This is a genomic window from Flavobacterium gossypii, assembly GCF_014138495.1.
Classification (GTDB): domain Bacteria; phylum Bacteroidota; class Bacteroidia; order Flavobacteriales; family Flavobacteriaceae; genus Flavobacterium; species Flavobacterium endophyticum.
In genome coordinates, this window is sequence record NZ_JACJIS010000001.1 from 1,065,420 (window position 1) to 1,082,655 (window position 17,236).

Below are 17,236 nucleotides of genomic sequence, written 5' to 3' on the forward strand. Positions count from 1 at the left end.
GATTTCTGCCATCTGATTTTTAACTTCTTCTCAAAACTTCATCAATCATTCCGTACTCTTTTGCTTCATCCGCTTTCATCCAATAGTCTCTTTCGCTGTCTTTGTGGACTCTCTCGAAGGTCTGTCCTGAATGTTTCGAAATGATTTCATACAATTCGTCTTTCAATTTCAGCATCTCGCGTAAGTTGATTTCCATATCGGTTGCAACTCCTTGAGCGCCTCCAGATGGCTGGTGAATCATTACTCTTGAATGTGGCAATGCAGAACGTTTTCCTTCTGCCCCAGCACAAAGCAAGACTGCTCCCATAGAAGCGGCCATTCCGGTACAGATCGTCGCAACATCGGGCTTGATGTATTGCATTGTGTCATAAATTCCAAGACCCGCATAAACGCTTCCGCCTGGAGAATTGATATAAATTTGAACGTCTTTAGAAGAATCAACACTTTCTAAGAACAATAGCTGCGCCTGTATGATGTTAGCAACATGGTCGTCTACTCCTGTTCCAAGAAAGATAATTCTGTCCATCATCAAGCGAGAGAATACATCCAGCTGCGATACGTTCAATTGTCTTTCTTCAATAATATATGGTGTCATGCTGTTTACGATTTTATCGTAGTACATGCTATTGACACCTTGGTGCTTTGTAGCAAACTTTTTAAATTCTTTACCGTAATCCATTTTTAGTTATAAGTTAAATGTTATGAGTCATAAATAACTCTAATTTATTCTTTTCTGTTGATTATTGCAAAGTTCGTGCAAATATTAAATCAGAACTTGTTGACATGAAAAGAACTTGAATAATCGGACAATCCGTCAGTAAGGGACAAAAAACCGAAAGGCTTCAAATAAAAAGAGCGCCAAAAAATATTTTGGCGCCTTAAAGATAACTATTTTTTCAAGAAATTATTCTCCGTACATTTCTTTGATGAACTGCTCGTAAGAAACTTCTTTGGTTTTTGCTTTTACTTTTTCTTTAAACAAGCTCAGCATTTTTTCGCTCATTACTTGTTCTGAAAGTCTTTTCACTTCTTCTTGATTTGAAAGCACACGTGCTACGATTCCTTCTACATCTTCTTCGGTAGGATTCATCTGTCCGAATTGGGCCATTTGTTTTTTGATTACTTCAGAAGTATAGGACTTCAAGTCTTCAAAAGTGATTTGAAGGTTATTTTGCGCCAAAACCTTTCCTTCAATCAATTGGTAGCGAAGTCCGTTTTCTGATCTTGCATATTCTTCTTCCGCTTGCTCAGGAGTCAAAGGCGTTTCGCCAACAGTTTGAATCCATTTTTTCAAGAATGTCGCTGGCAATTCGAATTTTGTATTTTCTAACAAAGAAGCCGTAACATCGTTCAAGAATTTTTGGTCTGCTTGAGAAGCAAATTGTTTCTCAGCGTCTTCTTTGATTTTTTCTTTTAATTGCTCAACAGAAGTCACATTTCCTTCCCCGAACAATTTGTCGAATAATTCTTGGTTCAATTCTGCCAATTCAGTAGCATTGATTTCTTCAATCTTGAAATCAACATCAATGTCAAGGCCGTGAACATTGTCGTGATCTACTTTTAGGTAATCCATCAATTTGTGATCATCGTCAAAAAGACCTTTGGTTTTTAACGTAACGACATCACCTACTTTTTTGCCAATGAATTTTTTAGCTGTCTTTTTGTCTTTGAAAACATCAAGAGAAATTGTTGCAGTATTATTGATTCCGTTTTCCTCGTTAGTAAAAGTTCCTGTCAAATCGAATCCTTCTTCTACAGTATCTTTAGAAATCAGTTTCCCGTATTGTTTTTGGATGCGCTCTACTTGATTGTTAAGCATTTTATCGTCAGCAGTAATTTTATAGAACGTTACTTTATTTTTAGCCTCTAAGTCAACTGTAAACTCAGGAGCAAGACCCAATTCAAAGTCAAAAGAATAATCATCAGCATCCCAATCGAAGTTTTCATTCATTTTAGGAAGCGGATTACCAAGTATGTCTAATTTTTCTGAAGCTAAGTATTTGTTCAGATTTTCTTGCAACACTTTATTTACTTCTTCCAGCAAAACCGCTTTTCCGTATTGTTTCTGGATCAGGCTCATTGGAACAGCGCCTTTTCTAAAACCAGGAATGCTGGCGTTTTTCAAATAATTTTTTAAAACCTTATCCACTTGAGGAGCATAATCTGCTTTTGAGATTTCAACCGTTACAATCGCATTTAAAGCGTCAACATTATTTCTTGTAATATTCATTTTTTTTACATACTAAAATTGGGTTGCAAAATTATAACATTTTTACAACCCAACCAAGTTTTACATTAATGTATTAATATAGGATTAACAAATACGATAACTATCTGCTATCAAATCTACTGTATTATTTATCACCTCCTGTCAAGGAGAACAGGACAGACTGCAAAACAGACAAAATCAAGCTAAACAAAAGTGCTGTCCAAAAACTAGAAACAGCAAAGCCATCTACTAAATTGGCGCAAAGCATAATGATCAAGGCATTGATGACAAGGAGAAATAATCCAAAAGTGATAAACGTCACCGGTAGTGTCAGTAGGACTAGAATAGGCTTCACAAATAAATTCAGCAGTCCCAAAACTACGGCTACGATAATTGCCGTTACAAAATTATCGGACGACAGACCATGTGTTCCTTTAAGGGCTACACCCGGCATAAAATGTGCTATTACCATTACTAAAACAGCCGTAAGAAGGATTCTGATAATTAAATTCATAATATCTTGATTTATATTTACCCAAATATAGCAATTTTTATGATGTGTTAATTTATGCATAAAAAATATCATACAAATCTTATATGTAAACATTTTTTTTATCTTTGGAATTCATATAATTCAATCAAATACACATTATGAAAAAAACATTACTATTTTTATCGTTGTTCGCTGCAGCGGGTATGAACGCCCAATGGACAGAACAAAACACAGGTTTCGCAGAAGCTTCAAGAGGAGTTCAGAATATCGAAATCATCAATGCAAATGTAGTTTGGGCATTAGGATATGATGGAACTACAGGTGATGATATTGTACAAGAATTCACAAGAACTACTGATGGTGGAGCAAACTGGATTCCAGGAACTATCGAAGTTTTCGACCCAAACCTTACAATAACTAACCTATCAGCTGTAAGCGCTACTACTGCATTTGCTGGAGCTGTAGACGCAGAATTCGGCGGTGGAGGTGTATACAAAACTACTGATGGCGGAGCGACTTGGACAAATTCAAATCCTGGCGGATATACAACAGCTGCACCTGCAACATTAACTTCTTATTTTAACGTAGTACATTTCTTTGATGAAAATAATGGCGTTACTCAAGGAGACCCTATCGGTACAGGTAATGGAGAGTTTGAAGTTTACAGAACAACAAACGGAGGAACATCATGGACATTAGTACCAGCTGCTGCATTACCAGACCCTGCTTCTGGCGAATACGGATATAACGGAGGAAACGTAGCTGCAGGAAATACTTTCTGGTTTGTTACCAACAAAGGTAAATTATACAGAACTACAGACATGGGAGCAACTTGGACAAAATTAAACACTCCTATTACAGATTTCTCTGGAACCAATACTGGAGGACAAATTTTCTTTAGTGATAATAACAATGGTATCCTTATAGCTAGGACTGGACCTCAAGCAACAGCAACTTATACTCTTTATAAAACTACTGACGGTGGAACTACATGGGGTACAGGCGCTAGCTACACAGCTCCTTACAGAAACGTAGCCTACATTAAAGGAACTACAGTTCTTGTTGGAACTGGAACAGCTGGAACAGTTCAATCTTCAGCTTACAGCAATGACAATGGAACTACATGGACACAAATAGACAGCGGAACACAAAGAACTTCAATCGCATTCTTAGACGGATCTACAGGATGGGCTGGAGGTTTCACTGATGGTGTTACTGGCTTAGGTGGAATTTACAAATACAGCGGTGCAGCTCTAGGAATAGAAGATATCGCATCTAACAAAACTTTCAAAGTTTATCCAAACCCAACTAACAGCCAATTAAACTTAAGCGGTGCTTCTATCAACGAGGTTGCAGTTTATGATTTATTAGGAAAACAAGTGATGATTCAAAAATTCTCAGCTCAAGACCAAGTTAGCTTAAACGTTTCTGGACTTGAAACTGGAATGTATGTTTTGACAGCTACAAATGATAGCGGAGCTAAAGAAACTGTTAAATTTGCAAAACAATAATTAATAATAGTTTTTAATTACAAAAATCCCTTTCTGAAACAGAAAGGGATTTTTTTTATTTTAATAAGTACTGAGTTGATTCGCTGTAAAAATCTTTAGGATTTTCTGCATGGAGCCAATGCCCTGCATTGGGTATCGTTTTTATTTCAGAATTTGGAAAATGATGCTTGATTGTTTCGAAATCTTCATCCTTAATATAATTTGAATTTCCTCCTCTTAAAAACAATGTCGGTTTTTCGAAAACTGCATTTTCAGGAAGCGCCTTTCCTATATTATCAATTTGTTCATTAAAAACAGGAAGATTGAAACGGAAAGCCAACTGACCTGGTTCTATCCAATAAAGGCTTTTCATTAAAAATTGGCGTGTACCAAAATCCGAAACATATTCTTTCAAAATCTCTTCAACGTGAGAGCGATCTGGCTTCTGGGTTAAATCAACTGCGTTTAATCCAGCCATGATATCTTGATGGTGCGGCCTGTAATATTTTGGACCAATATCTGCCACAATTAGCTTTTCTACTTTTTCCGGATAAGTGGTTGCAAAAAACATGGCTACTTTCCCTCCCATAGAATGCCCTAAGATTGAAACCTTATCCAAATTATTTGTTTGGCAGTACTCCAAAACATCTTTAACCATCGCTTCATACGTAAACTCATCGGAATGAAAACTTCTTCCGTGATTACGCAAGTCTAAAATATGCAACTGAAAACCTTCAGAAGCCATTTGTCCAGCCAAAGTTTTCCAATTGTCCGACATCCCTAAAAAACCATGAAGAATAAGCAACGGCTTTCCTTCGCCTTCTATTTTTGAGTACAACATAAATCGCTTTTTAAATTTTTATTTCAACTTCTGAAGATACATATTGACTACGTTTTCAAGCCCTAGATATATGGATTCAGAAATCAAGGCATGTCCTATAGAAACTTCGAGTAGGTTTGGAATATGCTGCTGAAAAAACTGAATATTATCGAGACTCAAATCATGGCCGGCATTGATTCCGAGGCCGAGTTCGTTTGCCAATTTTGCCGATTCAACATACGGCTGTATGCCATCTTTATTTCCTAAATCATACTCATGTGCAAAAGCCTCCGTATACAACTCAATTCTTTCAGTCCCTGTTTTTTTGGCGCCCTCAATCATTTCAAGAACTGGATCAACAAAAATGGAAGTCCTGATTCCGTTGCGCTGAAACTCTTGTATAATTTCCGTCAAATAATCTTGGTTTTTTATTGTATTCCATCCTGCGTTAGACGTAATTGCATCGTCTGCATCCGGAACCAAAGTCACCTGTGTGGGCTTGACTTCTAAAACTAAATCTATAAATTTTCGCTCTGGATTCCCTTCTATATTGTATTCTGTATATACGACAGACTTCAAATCACGAGCATCTTGGTAACGAATGTGGCGTTCGTCAGGTCTTGGATGGATGGTAATTCCTTGCCCACCAAAACGCTGAATATCTTTGGCAACTTGCAATAAATCAGGAACATTACCACCTCTCGCATTTCGTAAAGTTGCTATTTTATTTATGTTTACGCTTAATTTTGTCATTGGAATACTTTTTGAGAATAATTATTTAATACAAAAATACAAAGTTAAACAAGGCGTTTTGTGCTATTTTTTGATTATTTTGCAACGGATTATCGACAGTAGGCTATGACAGAAATTACAGATTATATCAACAACGACATCAAGGCGATAGCCATTGGCGACACGATTGAATCAGTTCAAGATTTTTTCGCCGACCTGTCATTTTCACATTTTCCAGTTTTGGAAGAAGGAATATACATCGGAAGCATTTCGGGAGATGATGTAGAAACTTTCGATTCTGATAAAAAAGTTAACGACTATCGTTACACTTTGGAAGGTTTTTTTGCCAGAAAAAACATGATTTGGCTAGATGTCTTAGAAGTTTTCGCTAGAAACCATACGAGCGTTGTTCCTGTTCTAGATGACAAGAACAACTATATCGGTTATTACGACATCACTGACATCATCAAATTTTTCCACGAAACTCCTTTCCTGAAAGAAATGGGGGGAATTATCATTGTTGAAAAAAACATTAATGACTATTCCATGAGCCAGATTACGCAGATCGTGGAAAGCAATAACGGAAAATTGCTCGGCTTGTTTGTCTCTAATGTGGAAGCTGACAAAGTTCAGATTACTATAAAAATTACTTTGGGCGCGATGAATGAAATCATTCAGACTTTTAGGCGCTATAACTATGAAATTATTTCAGAACATCAAGAAGACAATTATCTGAATGCCTTAAAAGAGCGCTCGGACTATTTGGATAAATATTTAAACATATAAATCAGATCTTAGATTATCAGAAATGAAAGTAGCCATTTACGGTCAATATTATCAAAATAGCACGGAGCCAATTATCAGGGATATTTTTGTTTTCTTCAACAAAAACAATGTCGAATTGGTTATTCAGGATGATTTTCTAGCCATGCTCTACGAAAAACAAATCATCCAAAAAGAATATAGCACTTTTCATGATTTTAATGATCTTGACAGCAACGTAGAAATTCTGGTAAGCATAGGCGGAGACGGAACTATTTTGCGTGCGGCTACATTGGTGAGGGACTCTGGCATTCCTATTTTGGGAATAAACGCAGGAAGACTAGGCTTTTTGGCAACCGTCCAAAAAGAAAATATCGATGAGCTGATGCAATATATTATCGATAAAAATTATTCCCTTTCGCCAAGAACATTGCTTAGCTTGGAAAGTTCCGAGAATATTCCAGAAATCGAAAATCTGAATTTTGCCATGAACGAAATTTCAGTAAGCAGAAAAGACACTACGTCGATGATTACTATCGAAACATACTTAAATGACGAATATTTAAATTCGTATTGGGCAGATGGCTTGATTATTTCAACACCTACAGGTTCTACCGGATATTCGTTAAGTTGTGGCGGGCCGATACTAACACCTGCGGTCGAAAGTTTTGTCATTACTCCGATAGCACCACACAATTTAAACGCAAGACCTTTGGTCATTCCCGACAACGTCGAGATAAAGCTAAAAGTTTCCGGCCGTGAAGAACATTATCTCGTTTCGTTGGATTCTAGAATAGCTTCAATCAGCAATGACACTGTGCTGACTATCAAAAAAACACCTTTCCAGATCAACATGGTCGAGCTTCCAGAAAAAAGCTTCTTGAAAACTTTACGCACCAAATTACTTTGGGGAGAAGACAAGAGAAACTAAAGAAAATCCCTTACATTTTATACTATCGACACTTAAGTTTCGTTTACTTTAAATCGAAAGAGCCTAGCATTTGCCTAAAATTAAGGATATTTAATTATTAGACAGTTGATAAGTGCTCATAATTGTTATATTTGCACCCTTATTTTTTCATTAAATGAATCGAATAATAATTACATTTTTCTGCATTTTAAGTTTTGCCGTTTCTAACGCCCAGATTCACGAAATCGGAATTTTTGCCGGAGGAAACAACTACATTGGAGACGTTGGTCCGACCAATTATGTCAAGCCAAATGAATTTGCTTTCGGAGTGTTATACAAGTGGAATAAAAGTCCGAGACATTCTTGGAGAATTTCTTATACGCAAGGAAAAATAACATCAGACGATAAGGATTCTGACATGCCCGCCAGAAAACAAAGAGGATTAAACTTTGAAAATAGTGTAAAAGAATTATCTTTAGGCCTTGAATTCAATTTTTTTGATTTTAATTTGCATGAATCGGGATTTTTGCTGACTCCATATGTATATTCAGGAATAAGTTATTTTCGCTATACCGAATTATATTACCTGAACAATCAGTATGAAGAAGATGATAAAAAAAATAGTTTTGCAATCCCAATGACTGTTGGCGTGAAAACCAGAATTGCAGAAAAGCTTATATTAGGATTTGAAGTCGGAGCTAGATATACCTTTACTGATAATCTTGATGGAAGCAACCCGAAAAATGACAGTTTTGATACATTGCGATTTGGAAATTTAAACAGCAAAGATTGGTATGTTTTTTCAGGTTTCACACTAACCTATACCTTTGGGAACAAACCATGCTACTGTGCAGAATAAAGAATGAACTTACTAGAAACAATAAACAAAGACAACCTCCCAAAGCACCTAGCCATCATCATGGATGGAAATGGCCGTTGGGCTAAACAAAAAGGCCTGCTAAGAGCCTTTGGCCATGAAAATGGCACAAAAGCGGTAAGAGAAACCGTAGAAACTTGTGCCCGACTTGGCATTGAAAATCTTACGCTCTATGCTTTCTCTACTGAAAATTGGAACCGTCCGAAATTAGAAGTAGATACCTTGATGAAACTTCTCATAAATTCATTGAAAAACGAGCTTAAAACCCTTACAGAAAACAACATAAAACTTAATACAATCGGCAATTTTGAAAAGTTGCCTTCCTCTGCTCAAAAAGAATTATCCCAAGTCATTTCTAAAACAAAAGACAACAACAGGATGACCCTGACTCTTGCGCTAAGCTACGGTTCACGGGAGGAAATTGTCTCTGCCATAAAGAATATAAGCAGTAAAGTTAAAAATAATATAATTTCAATAGACGCTATTGACGAATCAATTATTAATCAGCATCTTTACACGCAAAATTTACCTGACGTAGATTTATTAATAAGAACCAGTGGCGAACATAGGATCAGCAATTTCTTACTTTGGCAGATAGCTTATGCAGAATTGTACTTTACAGATGTATTGTGGCCTGACTTTAGAGAAAAAGATTTATATGAGGCTATCATTAGTTATCAAAAAAGAGAACGTAGATTTGGAAAAACAAGTGAACAAATTAAATAAACTTTTAATGTTAGACAAAAGCATTAAACTATTCTTAACCGTATTAGTTTTAGGAAATATTTTTCAAGCAAAAGCCCAAGACAGAGTCCCATTTGATCAAGGAAGAGAATATATTCTAGCCGATATAAAAGTTATCGGAAAAATCAGCTATAACGAACAAACAGTTGTTACATTTGCCGGCCTTGAAAAAGGACAAAAAATCACAGTTCCTGGTGAAGAAATCAGTAGTGCCATCAAAAAATTATGGAAACTAGGATTGTTCAATGAAATTGACACCTATATCAATCGAATTGATGGTGACAGTATTTTTATCGACATGCATATCAGCGAATTGCCGAAATTAAGCGAAGTAAAAATACAAGGCGTTAAAAAGTCGAAAGTAGAGGGCCTTATTAAGGACAACTCACTGACAAAAGGCAAAATAGTTAACGAAAATCTTATCACTACGACAAAAAACTACATTGAAAATAAATACAAAAAAGACGGCTTCTACAACACTAAAGTAGTTATCACTACTATTCAAGACACTACAGCTGGTAATGAAGTCAAAATGCTTGTAAACATTGACAAGGGCAGCAAAGTAAAAGTTAGCTCAATAGAAGTCAATGGTAACGAAAAACTTTCTGATAGCAGAATCAGAAAGGCAATGAAAAACACAAAGACAAGATTCCCGCTCCGCTTCTGGAAAGGCTCAAAATACATCAAGGAAAAATATGCTGAAGATTTGGAGAACATCGTATCTGTCTATAAAGAAAAAGGATATCGAGATGCTCGAATCGTATCTGATTCTATCAACTACAACAAAGAAAAAAATACCGTTGCTATAAAACTAAATGTAGAAGAAGGAAATAAATACTATTTCGGAAACATTAAGTTCCTAGGAAACTCGGTCTATACAGATCAAGGACTACAAAAAATGCTAGGCATCAAAAAAGGTGATGTATACAATGGCGTACTGTTGCAAAAAAGAATCGAGGATAAGACAAAACCTGACGGAAACGACATTAAAAACTTATACCAAAATAGCGGTTATTTATTCTCGACCGTAAATGCGGTGGAGGTCAAAACTGCCAATGATACGATCGATTTCGAGATCAGAATTATGGAAGGCCCTTTAGCCTACTTCAATAAAATTACTGTAGTCGGAAATGACAAAACAAACGACAAAGTTATCTATCGTGAACTAAGAACACTTCCAGGACAGAAATACAGCAAGGAACTTTTGATGAGAACGCTTCGAGAGCTTGGACAATTAGGATTCTTCGACCCTCAGGCTTTAGAACCAAAATTCAAAAACGTAGACCCTGCTGCAGGAACAGTTGATATCGAATACAATGTTGTAGAAAAAGGATCGAGCCAGATCGAACTCCAAGGAGGTTACGGCGGCGGCGGATTCATTGGAACGCTAGGTCTTTCTTTCAACAACTTCTCCATAAAAAATATTTTCAAGAAAGACGCCTATACGCCGCTTCCGATGGGTGATGGACAAAAATTGGCTCTTAGACTTCAAGGAAGTTCTTACTTCCAGACGTATAGCCTTTCTTTCACAGAACCATGGCTTGGCGGAAAGAAACCAGTTCAATTTTCAGGTTCTATCTCTCATAGTAAGCAGTTCTTATACACAGGAAATAACGATGTAAACAGAGACAAGAGTTTCAACATCACATCCCTTTCCCTTGGTATTGCAAAAAAACTTAACGTTCCAGATGATTACTTTGTATTATCACAGGCAGTAAGTTTCCAATATTATGATTTGAACAACTATAACACAGGATTATTCACTTTTGGTGATGGTAATTCTAGAAACTTAGCCTACACTATAGGATTGCGAAGAGACAGTAGAGGTTTGGACCCAATTTTCCCAACTTTCGGATCTGAATTCAGCATAAGCGCCAAATTCACATTGCCCTATTCTCTTTTCAATGGTGTTGACTACAAAGACCTTGAAAACAATCCAGAATATCAAAATGAAGACGGCACGCCAAACCGAGCAAAAATTGACCAGAAGAAGTTTAATTGGCTGGAATATTATAAAATTAAATTCAAAGCTGATTGGTATACAAAAATTTATGGTAAATTCGTACTTCGTTCTTTAGGTGAATTCGGTTTCCTTGGAGCTTATAACAATGATAGAGGCCTTGTTCCTTTTGAAAGATTTTTCCTTGGTGGAGATGGTTTAGCGAATTATTCGTTAGATGGCCGTGAGGTAATACAGTTGAGAGGATATCCAAATCAATCGTTGACACCGCTGGATGCTTTAGGAAACCAAAATGGAGCTACTATCTATAATAAGTTTTCATTGGAGTTGAGATATCCGATTACATTGAAAGGTGCGGCATCGATTTATGCCTTAACTTTCCTTGAAGCAGGTGCAGCGTATGACAATTTTAAAGATTATAATCCGTTTGTATTGCAACGTTCGGCAGGTTTTGGTCTAAGAGTATTCATGCCAGCCTTTGGATTATTAGGTATCGACTTCGGACATGGATTCGATCCAATCCCTGGAGGTACACAGAAAAACGGATGGGAAACCCATTTCATCATAGGACAACAATTTTAACAATATAAATTTGGCACGATATTTTCTAATATAACATCAAGAATATGAGAAAACATTTTTTTATACTATTTCTATTAGCCGCTCTTCCAGCTACAGTTGGGGCACAGACTCGCGGTATTCGTATTGGATACATAGACATGGAATACATTTTGGAAAAAGTTCCTGACTATGCTGAAGCCAAAAACCAGCTAGAGCTAAAAGCTCAAAAGTGGAAACAAGAAGCAGAAGTAAAAAGAAATGAAATCAATAAGCTGAAAGAAAATCTGAAAACAGAAAGAGTCTTATTGACCAAAGAACTTATTGAAGAAAGAGAAGAAGAAATCTCTTTCCTTGAAACTGAATTATTAGATTTTCAGCAAAAAAGATTTGGATCTACAGGTGATCTAATCACGCAAAAAGCGGTATTAGTAAAACCAATTCAAGACCAAGTCTTCACTATCGTGCAAGATATAGCTGAAAGTAAAAAATATGATTTTATTTTTGACAAATCATCAGATCTTACGATGCTATTTGGAGCTGAAAGACATAACATTAGTGACCTAGTTGTAAGACAACTTACAAGAGCAGAAAAAAGAGAGCAGCTTAGCAACAAGCAGCTGAAAGAAGAAGCCGAAAAAGAACGCAAGCAAGACATGATTGATTCAAACCCAGATTTGGCAGAAAGACAAAAATTACTTGAAGACAAAAAAGCGGCGAGAGAGAAAATAATCGAAGATAGAAAACTTGCTGCTGAAGAAAAGAAAAGAGCATTTGAAGAAAAACGAGCTAAACTTATGGAAGAAAGGGAAGCGAAAAGAAATGCTGCTAAAACAAAAACAGAAGACGTTAAAAAGACAAGTTCTGAACCTGAAAAAGCGACTACAGAAACTGTAAAAGAAGAACCGAAAGACGGAAACGTAGTAGAAGAAAAAAATACCGCTGCAGCACAAGCAATAGCAGATAAAAAAGCTCAAGCAGAGCAAGCTAAAAAAGACGCCGCTGAAGAAAGACAAAAAAAATTAGACGAGCGTAAAAAAGCTTTGGAAGAAAAAAGAAAGAAAATTTTAGAAGAACGAGAAGCCGCTAAAAAAGAAAAAGAAGAGAAAAAAACTTCTGGAGAAAACAATAACGGGAACTAAAACTAAATTAATATTTAATACTTTAAAATGATGAAACAATTGAAAACTTTACTAATCGCCGCAGCTCTTTTCATTGGTGCAAGCCAGACTATGAATGCTCAAGCAAAGACTGCACATGTTGACGTTAGTGAAATTATGGCTAAGATGCCTGCTATGTTGGAAGGGCAAAAGCAACTTGAAAAATTGAACCAGACTTACAATGCTGATTACAAAACAATGGTTGATGAATATCAAGCCAAACTAAAAAAATACGATTCTGAATCTACAACTGTTTCTGAAAAAATAAACCAAGACAGAGCTGTTGAAATCCAAGACATGCAAAAAAGAATCAGAGATTACGGCGAAAATGCTCAAAAAGAATTACAGCAAAAAGAGCAAGATTTATTCAAGCCTATCCAAGACAAAATCAAAGCTGCTATTCAAAAAGTAGGTAAAGCTAAAGGATACCAATATGTTTTAGATTCAAACATGGTTCTACTTGCAGATGGTCCAAACATCACTGCTGACGTAAAAAAAGAACTTGGTTTCTAATCAATCCAAAATATTTTTAAAAACTGCTCAAACTAATTGAGCAGTTTTTTTTTACTTTTGTTTCTATGATAAACTCAAACCCAATCGGACTATTTGACTCTGGAATAGGCGGAACTTCCATCTGGAAAGAAATTCATCAATTGATGCCTCACGAGAATACTATTTATTTGGCTGACAGCAAAAATGCACCCTATGGACAAAAATCTAAGGATGAAATTATTGCGCTCAGCATAAAAAACACTGAGTATCTTTTAGACCAGAATGCCAAAATTATCGTAGTAGCCTGCAATACGGCAACCACAAATGCCATAAAAGAATTAAGAGCTAAATATGACGTTCCGTTCATTGGAATTGAGCCTGCCATAAAACCGGCAGCAAATAACTCAAAAACCCAGACTATAGGAATCCTGGCTACAAAAGGAACACTTAACAGCGAACTTTTCAATAAGGCAGCAGAACAATTCCAAGACACAAATATTATCGAGCAGGTGGGCTATAATCTCGTAAAGCTCATCGAAGATGGGGAAATGCATTCGGAAGAAATGACATCGCTCTTAAAAACATACCTAACGCCTATGATTGAAGCCAACATAGATTACTTGGTATTAGGATGCAGCCATTACCCTTATCTGATTCCACAAATAAAAGAAATCTTGCCGTCTCATATCAAAATTATCGATTCTGGTGAAGCCGTAGCAAAGCAGACGCAAAAAGTACTAGAGGAAAAAATTGGACTTAATACAGAGCAAGATAACCCAAGTACTATATTCTATACCAATTCAAATCCAAAGGTATTAGAAACAATCTTAGAAAATAAATATACCGTACTTCAAAAGGATTTTTAAGCAAGTCTAAGACACTTACTTTTCTTCTTTTAGCCAACTTGAATACATCACATAATTATTCGAGATACGTTCTATTTCGCCTGCAAAATCCGATTTGTTTATATCCTTTACTTTCTTAGCCGGAACACCCGCATAGATTGTTCCCGATTCAACAATAGTATTCTGCGTGACTACCGCACCAGCTGCTATAATCGAATTGCTTTCAATTACGCAATTATCCATTACGATAGCGCCCATGCCTATCAAAACATTATCCTGCACAGTACAACCGTGCACAATGGCATTATGCCCTATTGAAACGTTATTCCCAATTACAGTTGGGTGTTTTTGGTAAGTACAATGAATAACCGCTCCATCCTGGATATTTACTTTGTTTCCAATCTTGATGTAATGCACGTCGCCTCGGATTACAGCATTAAACCAAACACTGCAGGAAGAACCAAATGTTACATCGCCGATAATAGTTGCGTTTTCAGCCACATAGCAGTCGTCCGGAATTAAAGGACTCTTGCCATTCACAGTTTTTATTAGCATAGGAATATAAAAAAGAATCCCGATAACATTATTACAATTATCGGGACAGAATTAATATCAACTTTAAAATAATTAATTAACAGCAGGACAATTACAATCCCATTTTTCTCTCTTGCAGAATAAGTTCAGACCTAAAGTGATTTGGTGGAAACCTCCATCATCAAACTTTACATCTCCTGTCAAATGGGAGTATGTATAGGCAACCATAAAGTTTTTATAATTCAAGCCCACGATTGGGGTAATGTATTGAAGTTTTTGATCAGAAACACTGTTTCCGTCAAGATATTGGGCGCCATCGAAGCTTCTTCTATAAGACAAACCTCCCCAAAGCTTTCCGAAATCTAAATCTTTGTAGACTTTTAAGTTTACGTCGATAGATTTTTCTTTAGTCTCGTCAACAAGCTGGAATAAGAAAGAAGGCTCCCACTGTAATCTGTCTGGATCTCCGAAAACATAACCAGCACTAAACAAATATTTTCTTAAGTTATCAGACTCATAATCAGTATAGATTTCTCTTCTGATGTTTGAAACAGCATTTTTTACCGTGAAGTGAGCATAAAAATCCAAGTAGTTGTATGAAGCACCAAAATCTACGTTGAAATAAGAATCTTTTTGGTAAATTCCACCTACAACAATTGGATCAAATCCTTCAAACTCAGATTCATCTAATTTACTTTGTACCAATCCTGCGCTCATACCGAATGATAATTGGTTCAAATCATAATCTCCTCTTGAAAATTGGATATGGTGGGCATACGTAAGTTTTGCTCCTACTTGCGAGTGATAACCATTTTTATCATTAAAAAGTATAATACCGACACCCGATTGTTCCCCTACTCTGCCATTAAAGCTCAACGTCTGTAGAGCTGGAGCATCATCCTGCCCAAACCATTGCTGACGAGCAGTTAAACGTAATTTAGCACAATTTGCAGCACCAGCCATTGAAGGGTGGATCAAATAATAATTATCGGATAAATAATCTGAATAAACGGCAATTCCTTCTTGTGAAAACGATATTTGTGACAATAACAATAATAATGCTAAATACCTCTTTTTAAAATTCATGGGGTCTATCTTTTTAATGAAAATGCTCTTAAAACAACCTATCAAAAACCTGCTACCCTTAGATTACCTATTAAACAGGCAGGCCGATTTGATCTAGTAATTTTTCGTAGCGGTCAAATATATAAATTTTTGTGTTAGGTTGGTATACTAATTCGTTAATATTACACACTCTTTTTATATAAACTTTAAGAAAAAAATTAAAAAGCTCTTAAATAATTATCCCGCCACTATTCACTTGGACTGTTAAACAAAAACGAAAGAACTGTTAATTTATTCTATAAAAAACCAAATATAATATTTCACGGAAAATTTCTTTGTTAAATTTGCTAAAAATAAAATCTAATGATACATATTATAATAAAAGAAACTCAAAATCCGACAATATTAAAGTTTGAATTGCCTGATTTTATTACACAAAATGAAAATTTTGAGTTCAAAAATATAGACGAAGCCAAAGATTCTCCCCTTGCCCAACAATTGTTCTATCTTCCGTTTGTAAAATCCGTTTATATCTCCGGAAATTTCATCGCCATCCAAAGATATAATATCGTAGAATGGGATGATGTAAAAGATGCTGTTGCGGAGCAGATTGAAAGTTTTGTCAATAAAGGCGGAAAAATTCTAACTATTACGGAGAAAAAAGTCCAAAAACAACCATTGACAGTTTATGCTGAAAGCACGCCAAACCCATCGGTTCAGAAATTTGTCGGCAGCAAGATGATGACAAAAACGGCGATGGAATTTAAAAACATCGATGAAGCAGCATCATCTCCTTTAGCCTTAGAGCTTTTCAAATTCCCTTACGTAAAAGAAGTTTTTATTGATGAGAATTATATCTCAGTTACGAAATATGCAGTAAAAGAATGGCAGGACATCACCTACGAGCTAAGAACTTTTATCAAAGAGTTCATTGAAAACGGAGGAACAGTTATCGACGAAGACGTAGCTGCGATGAATCCGAAAATCGAAAAACAGAAAATTGAGAATTTCGACAACCTAGATACAACTTCACAGCAAATCATAAACATTCTGGAAGAATATGTAAAACCAGCTGTAGCAGCAGACGGCGGCAATATTCTTTTTGATTCGTATGACGAAAAAGAAAAACGAGTAAAAGTTGTATTGCAAGGAGCGTGCAGTGGGTGCCCTTCTTCAACATTTACCCTTAAAAGCGGCATCGAAAACATGCTGAAAGACATGCTGAATGACGAAGAAATAAAAGTGGAAGCAATAAATAGCTAGCAAAAGACACATTTATTTGCTATTTTTATAAGATAAACAATTTAAAACTAGCAAATTATGTCTGTACTAAAAGTAATCGAGGTTCTTTCTAGCTCTGAGACAAGCTGGGAAGACGCTACAAAAAAAGCTGTTTCTAAGGCATCCAAAACCTTAAAAAATATCAAATCGGTGTATGTCCAAGATCAAAGTGCTACTGTAGAGAATGGAACGGTTAAGGAATTTAGAGTAAATTTAAAACTTACTTTCGAACTAGAATAAAGAAACATAAATCACCTGAATCAAGCGTTTCGAATATCGGAGCGCTTTTTTTATAAAAGAAAGG

General features: G+C 36.0%; 18 protein-coding genes. 11 read left to right on the top strand and 7 right to left on the bottom strand.

Going from position 1 to position 17,236, the window contains the following annotated elements; genetic code table 11:
- Nucleotides 1-19: 19 nt before the first annotated feature.
- From clpP to GGR22_RS05070, 3 genes are all read right to left on the bottom strand, one after another.
- A complete protein-coding gene (clpP, locus tag GGR22_RS05060) occupies nucleotides 20-679 on the bottom strand; it encodes an ATP-dependent Clp endopeptidase proteolytic subunit ClpP (RefSeq protein ID WP_121375258.1) in 660 nt (219 codons plus the stop codon).
- 225 nt (nucleotides 680-904) lie between these two features.
- The gene (gene tig / locus GGR22_RS05065; RefSeq protein ID WP_182492808.1) at nucleotides 905-2,230 is read right to left on the bottom strand and encodes a trigger factor; all 1,326 of its coding nucleotides are present in this window, start codon (nucleotides 2,228-2,230) and stop codon (nucleotides 905-907) included.
- A 124-nt stretch (nucleotides 2,231-2,354) separates the two neighbouring features.
- Nucleotides 2,355-2,723, bottom strand: a complete 369-nt coding sequence (locus GGR22_RS05070; RefSeq protein WP_182492809.1) for a phage holin family protein — start codon at nucleotides 2,721-2,723, stop codon at nucleotides 2,355-2,357.
- 137 nt (nucleotides 2,724-2,860) lie between these two features.
- Here GGR22_RS05070 and GGR22_RS05075 point away from each other — a divergent pair, with 137 nt between their 5' ends.
- The gene (locus GGR22_RS05075) at nucleotides 2,861-4,213 is read left to right on the top strand and encodes a T9SS type A sorting domain-containing protein (protein ID WP_182492810.1); all 1,353 of its coding nucleotides are present in this window, start codon (nucleotides 2,861-2,863) and stop codon (nucleotides 4,211-4,213) included.
- Between the two features lie 55 nt (nucleotides 4,214-4,268).
- Here GGR22_RS05075 and GGR22_RS05080 read toward each other — a convergent pair whose 3' ends face one another.
- Both GGR22_RS05080 and GGR22_RS05085 read right to left on the bottom strand, forming a co-directional pair.
- Nucleotides 4,269-5,033 (bottom strand): alpha/beta fold hydrolase, encoded by a 765-nt coding sequence (locus GGR22_RS05080; protein ID WP_182492811.1) that lies wholly within the window; start codon nucleotides 5,031-5,033, stop codon nucleotides 4,269-4,271.
- An 18-nt stretch (nucleotides 5,034-5,051) separates the two neighbouring features.
- Nucleotides 5,052-5,765, bottom strand: a complete 714-nt coding sequence (locus tag GGR22_RS05085) for a pyridoxine 5'-phosphate synthase (protein WP_182492812.1) — start codon at nucleotides 5,763-5,765, stop codon at nucleotides 5,052-5,054.
- Nucleotides 5,766-5,870: 105 nt separating this feature from the next.
- Between GGR22_RS05085 and GGR22_RS05090 the strand changes: the two genes are divergently transcribed.
- From GGR22_RS05090 to murI, 8 genes are all read left to right on the top strand, one after another.
- Complete coding sequence (locus GGR22_RS05090; protein WP_121375264.1) at nucleotides 5,871-6,530, top strand: CBS domain-containing protein; 660 nt, start codon at nucleotides 5,871-5,873, stop codon at nucleotides 6,528-6,530.
- A gap of 22 nt (nucleotides 6,531-6,552) precedes the next feature.
- The gene (locus GGR22_RS05095; RefSeq protein WP_121375265.1) at nucleotides 6,553-7,437 is read left to right on the top strand and encodes an NAD kinase; all 885 of its coding nucleotides are present in this window, start codon (nucleotides 6,553-6,555) and stop codon (nucleotides 7,435-7,437) included.
- A 154-nt stretch (nucleotides 7,438-7,591) separates the two neighbouring features.
- Nucleotides 7,592-8,275, top strand: coding sequence for a type IX secretion system protein PorG (gene porG / locus GGR22_RS05100; protein WP_182492813.1), 684 nt, complete (start codon nucleotides 7,592-7,594; stop codon nucleotides 8,273-8,275).
- A 3-nt stretch (nucleotides 8,276-8,278) separates the two neighbouring features.
- Nucleotides 8,279-9,019 carry an isoprenyl transferase gene (locus GGR22_RS05105; RefSeq protein WP_121375267.1) on the top strand — a complete coding sequence of 247 codons (741 nt, stop codon included), beginning with the start codon at nucleotides 8,279-8,281 and terminating at the stop codon, nucleotides 9,017-9,019.
- A complete protein-coding gene (gene bamA, locus GGR22_RS05110; RefSeq protein WP_182492814.1) occupies nucleotides 8,952-11,579 on the top strand; it encodes an outer membrane protein assembly factor BamA in 2,628 nt (875 codons plus the stop codon). Before GGR22_RS05105 ends, bamA begins: the two co-directional genes overlap by 68 nt.
- A 44-nt stretch (nucleotides 11,580-11,623) precedes the next feature.
- Entirely contained in the window at nucleotides 11,624-12,697 is a 1,074-nt protein-coding gene (locus GGR22_RS05115; protein ID WP_182492815.1) for an OmpH family outer membrane protein, read from the top strand.
- Nucleotides 12,698-12,727: 30 nt separating this feature from the next.
- A complete protein-coding gene (locus tag GGR22_RS05120) occupies nucleotides 12,728-13,228 on the top strand; it encodes an OmpH family outer membrane protein (protein ID WP_170148775.1) in 501 nt (166 codons plus the stop codon).
- A gap of 65 nt (nucleotides 13,229-13,293) precedes the next feature.
- Nucleotides 13,294-14,073 carry a glutamate racemase gene (gene murI, locus GGR22_RS05125; RefSeq protein WP_182492816.1) on the top strand — a complete coding sequence of 260 codons (780 nt, stop codon included), beginning with the start codon at nucleotides 13,294-13,296 and terminating at the stop codon, nucleotides 14,071-14,073.
- Nucleotides 14,074-14,088: 15 nt separating this feature from the next.
- Here the strand turns inward: murI and GGR22_RS05130 are convergent, their stop codons facing one another.
- On the bottom strand, nucleotides 14,089-14,607 hold the full coding sequence (locus GGR22_RS05130; RefSeq protein ID WP_182492817.1) for a gamma carbonic anhydrase family protein: 519 nt from the start codon (nucleotides 14,605-14,607) through the stop codon (nucleotides 14,089-14,091).
- A gap of 72 nt (nucleotides 14,608-14,679) precedes the next feature.
- Entirely contained in the window at nucleotides 14,680-15,672 is a 993-nt protein-coding gene (locus GGR22_RS05135) for a PorP/SprF family type IX secretion system membrane protein (protein WP_121375273.1), read from the bottom strand.
- A 342-nt stretch (nucleotides 15,673-16,014) separates the two neighbouring features.
- On the opposite strand from GGR22_RS05135, the gene GGR22_RS05140 reads away from it, so the two are divergent.
- Nucleotides 16,015-16,914, top strand: a complete 900-nt coding sequence (locus GGR22_RS05140) for a NifU family protein (protein ID WP_182492818.1) — start codon at nucleotides 16,015-16,017, stop codon at nucleotides 16,912-16,914.
- A gap of 57 nt (nucleotides 16,915-16,971) precedes the next feature.
- Nucleotides 16,972-17,172 carry a dodecin family protein gene (locus tag GGR22_RS05145; protein WP_182492819.1) on the top strand — a complete coding sequence of 67 codons (201 nt, stop codon included), beginning with the start codon at nucleotides 16,972-16,974 and terminating at the stop codon, nucleotides 17,170-17,172.
- Nucleotides 17,173-17,236 lie beyond the last annotated feature (64 nt).

Excerpts from the sequence above, each read along its gene's own strand:
- GGR22_RS05145 (WP_182492819.1), top strand. The coding sequence starts at position 16,972 with ATGTCTGTACTAAAAGTAATCGAGGTTCTTTCTAGCTCTGAGACAAGC.
- GGR22_RS05105 (WP_121375267.1), top strand. The coding sequence starts at position 8,279 with ATGAACTTACTAGAAACAATAAACAAAGACAACCTCCCAAAGCACCTA.
- GGR22_RS05080 (WP_182492811.1), bottom strand. The coding sequence starts at position 5,033 with ATGTTGTACTCAAAAATAGAAGGCGAAGGAAAGCCGTTGCTTATTCTT.
- GGR22_RS05140 (WP_182492818.1), top strand. The coding sequence starts at position 16,015 with ATGATACATATTATAATAAAAGAAACTCAAAATCCGACAATATTAAAG.
- GGR22_RS05075 (WP_182492810.1), top strand. The coding sequence starts at position 2,861 with ATGAAAAAAACATTACTATTTTTATCGTTGTTCGCTGCAGCGGGTATG.
- GGR22_RS05095 (WP_121375265.1), top strand. The coding sequence starts at position 6,553 with ATGAAAGTAGCCATTTACGGTCAATATTATCAAAATAGCACGGAGCCA.
- GGR22_RS05135 (WP_121375273.1), bottom strand. The coding sequence starts at position 15,672 with ATGAATTTTAAAAAGAGGTATTTAGCATTATTATTGTTATTGTCACAA.
- tig (WP_182492808.1), bottom strand. The coding sequence starts at position 2,230 with ATGAATATTACAAGAAATAATGTTGACGCTTTAAATGCGATTGTAACG.
- GGR22_RS05130 (WP_182492817.1), bottom strand. The coding sequence starts at position 14,607 with ATGCTAATAAAAACTGTGAATGGCAAGAGTCCTTTAATTCCGGACGAC.
- murI (WP_182492816.1), top strand. The coding sequence starts at position 13,294 with ATGATAAACTCAAACCCAATCGGACTATTTGACTCTGGAATAGGCGGA.
- porG (WP_182492813.1), top strand. The coding sequence starts at position 7,592 with ATGAATCGAATAATAATTACATTTTTCTGCATTTTAAGTTTTGCCGTT.
- GGR22_RS05085 (WP_182492812.1), bottom strand. The coding sequence starts at position 5,765 with ATGACAAAATTAAGCGTAAACATAAATAAAATAGCAACTTTACGAAAT.
- bamA (WP_182492814.1), top strand. The coding sequence starts at position 8,952 with ATGAGGCTATCATTAGTTATCAAAAAAGAGAACGTAGATTTGGAAAAA.
- GGR22_RS05090 (WP_121375264.1), top strand. The coding sequence starts at position 5,871 with ATGACAGAAATTACAGATTATATCAACAACGACATCAAGGCGATAGCC.
- clpP (WP_121375258.1), bottom strand. The coding sequence starts at position 679 with ATGGATTACGGTAAAGAATTTAAAAAGTTTGCTACAAAGCACCAAGGT.
- GGR22_RS05115 (WP_182492815.1), top strand. The coding sequence starts at position 11,624 with ATGAGAAAACATTTTTTTATACTATTTCTATTAGCCGCTCTTCCAGCT.
- GGR22_RS05070 (WP_182492809.1), bottom strand. The coding sequence starts at position 2,723 with ATGAATTTAATTATCAGAATCCTTCTTACGGCTGTTTTAGTAATGGTA.
- GGR22_RS05120 (WP_170148775.1), top strand. The coding sequence starts at position 12,728 with ATGAAACAATTGAAAACTTTACTAATCGCCGCAGCTCTTTTCATTGGT.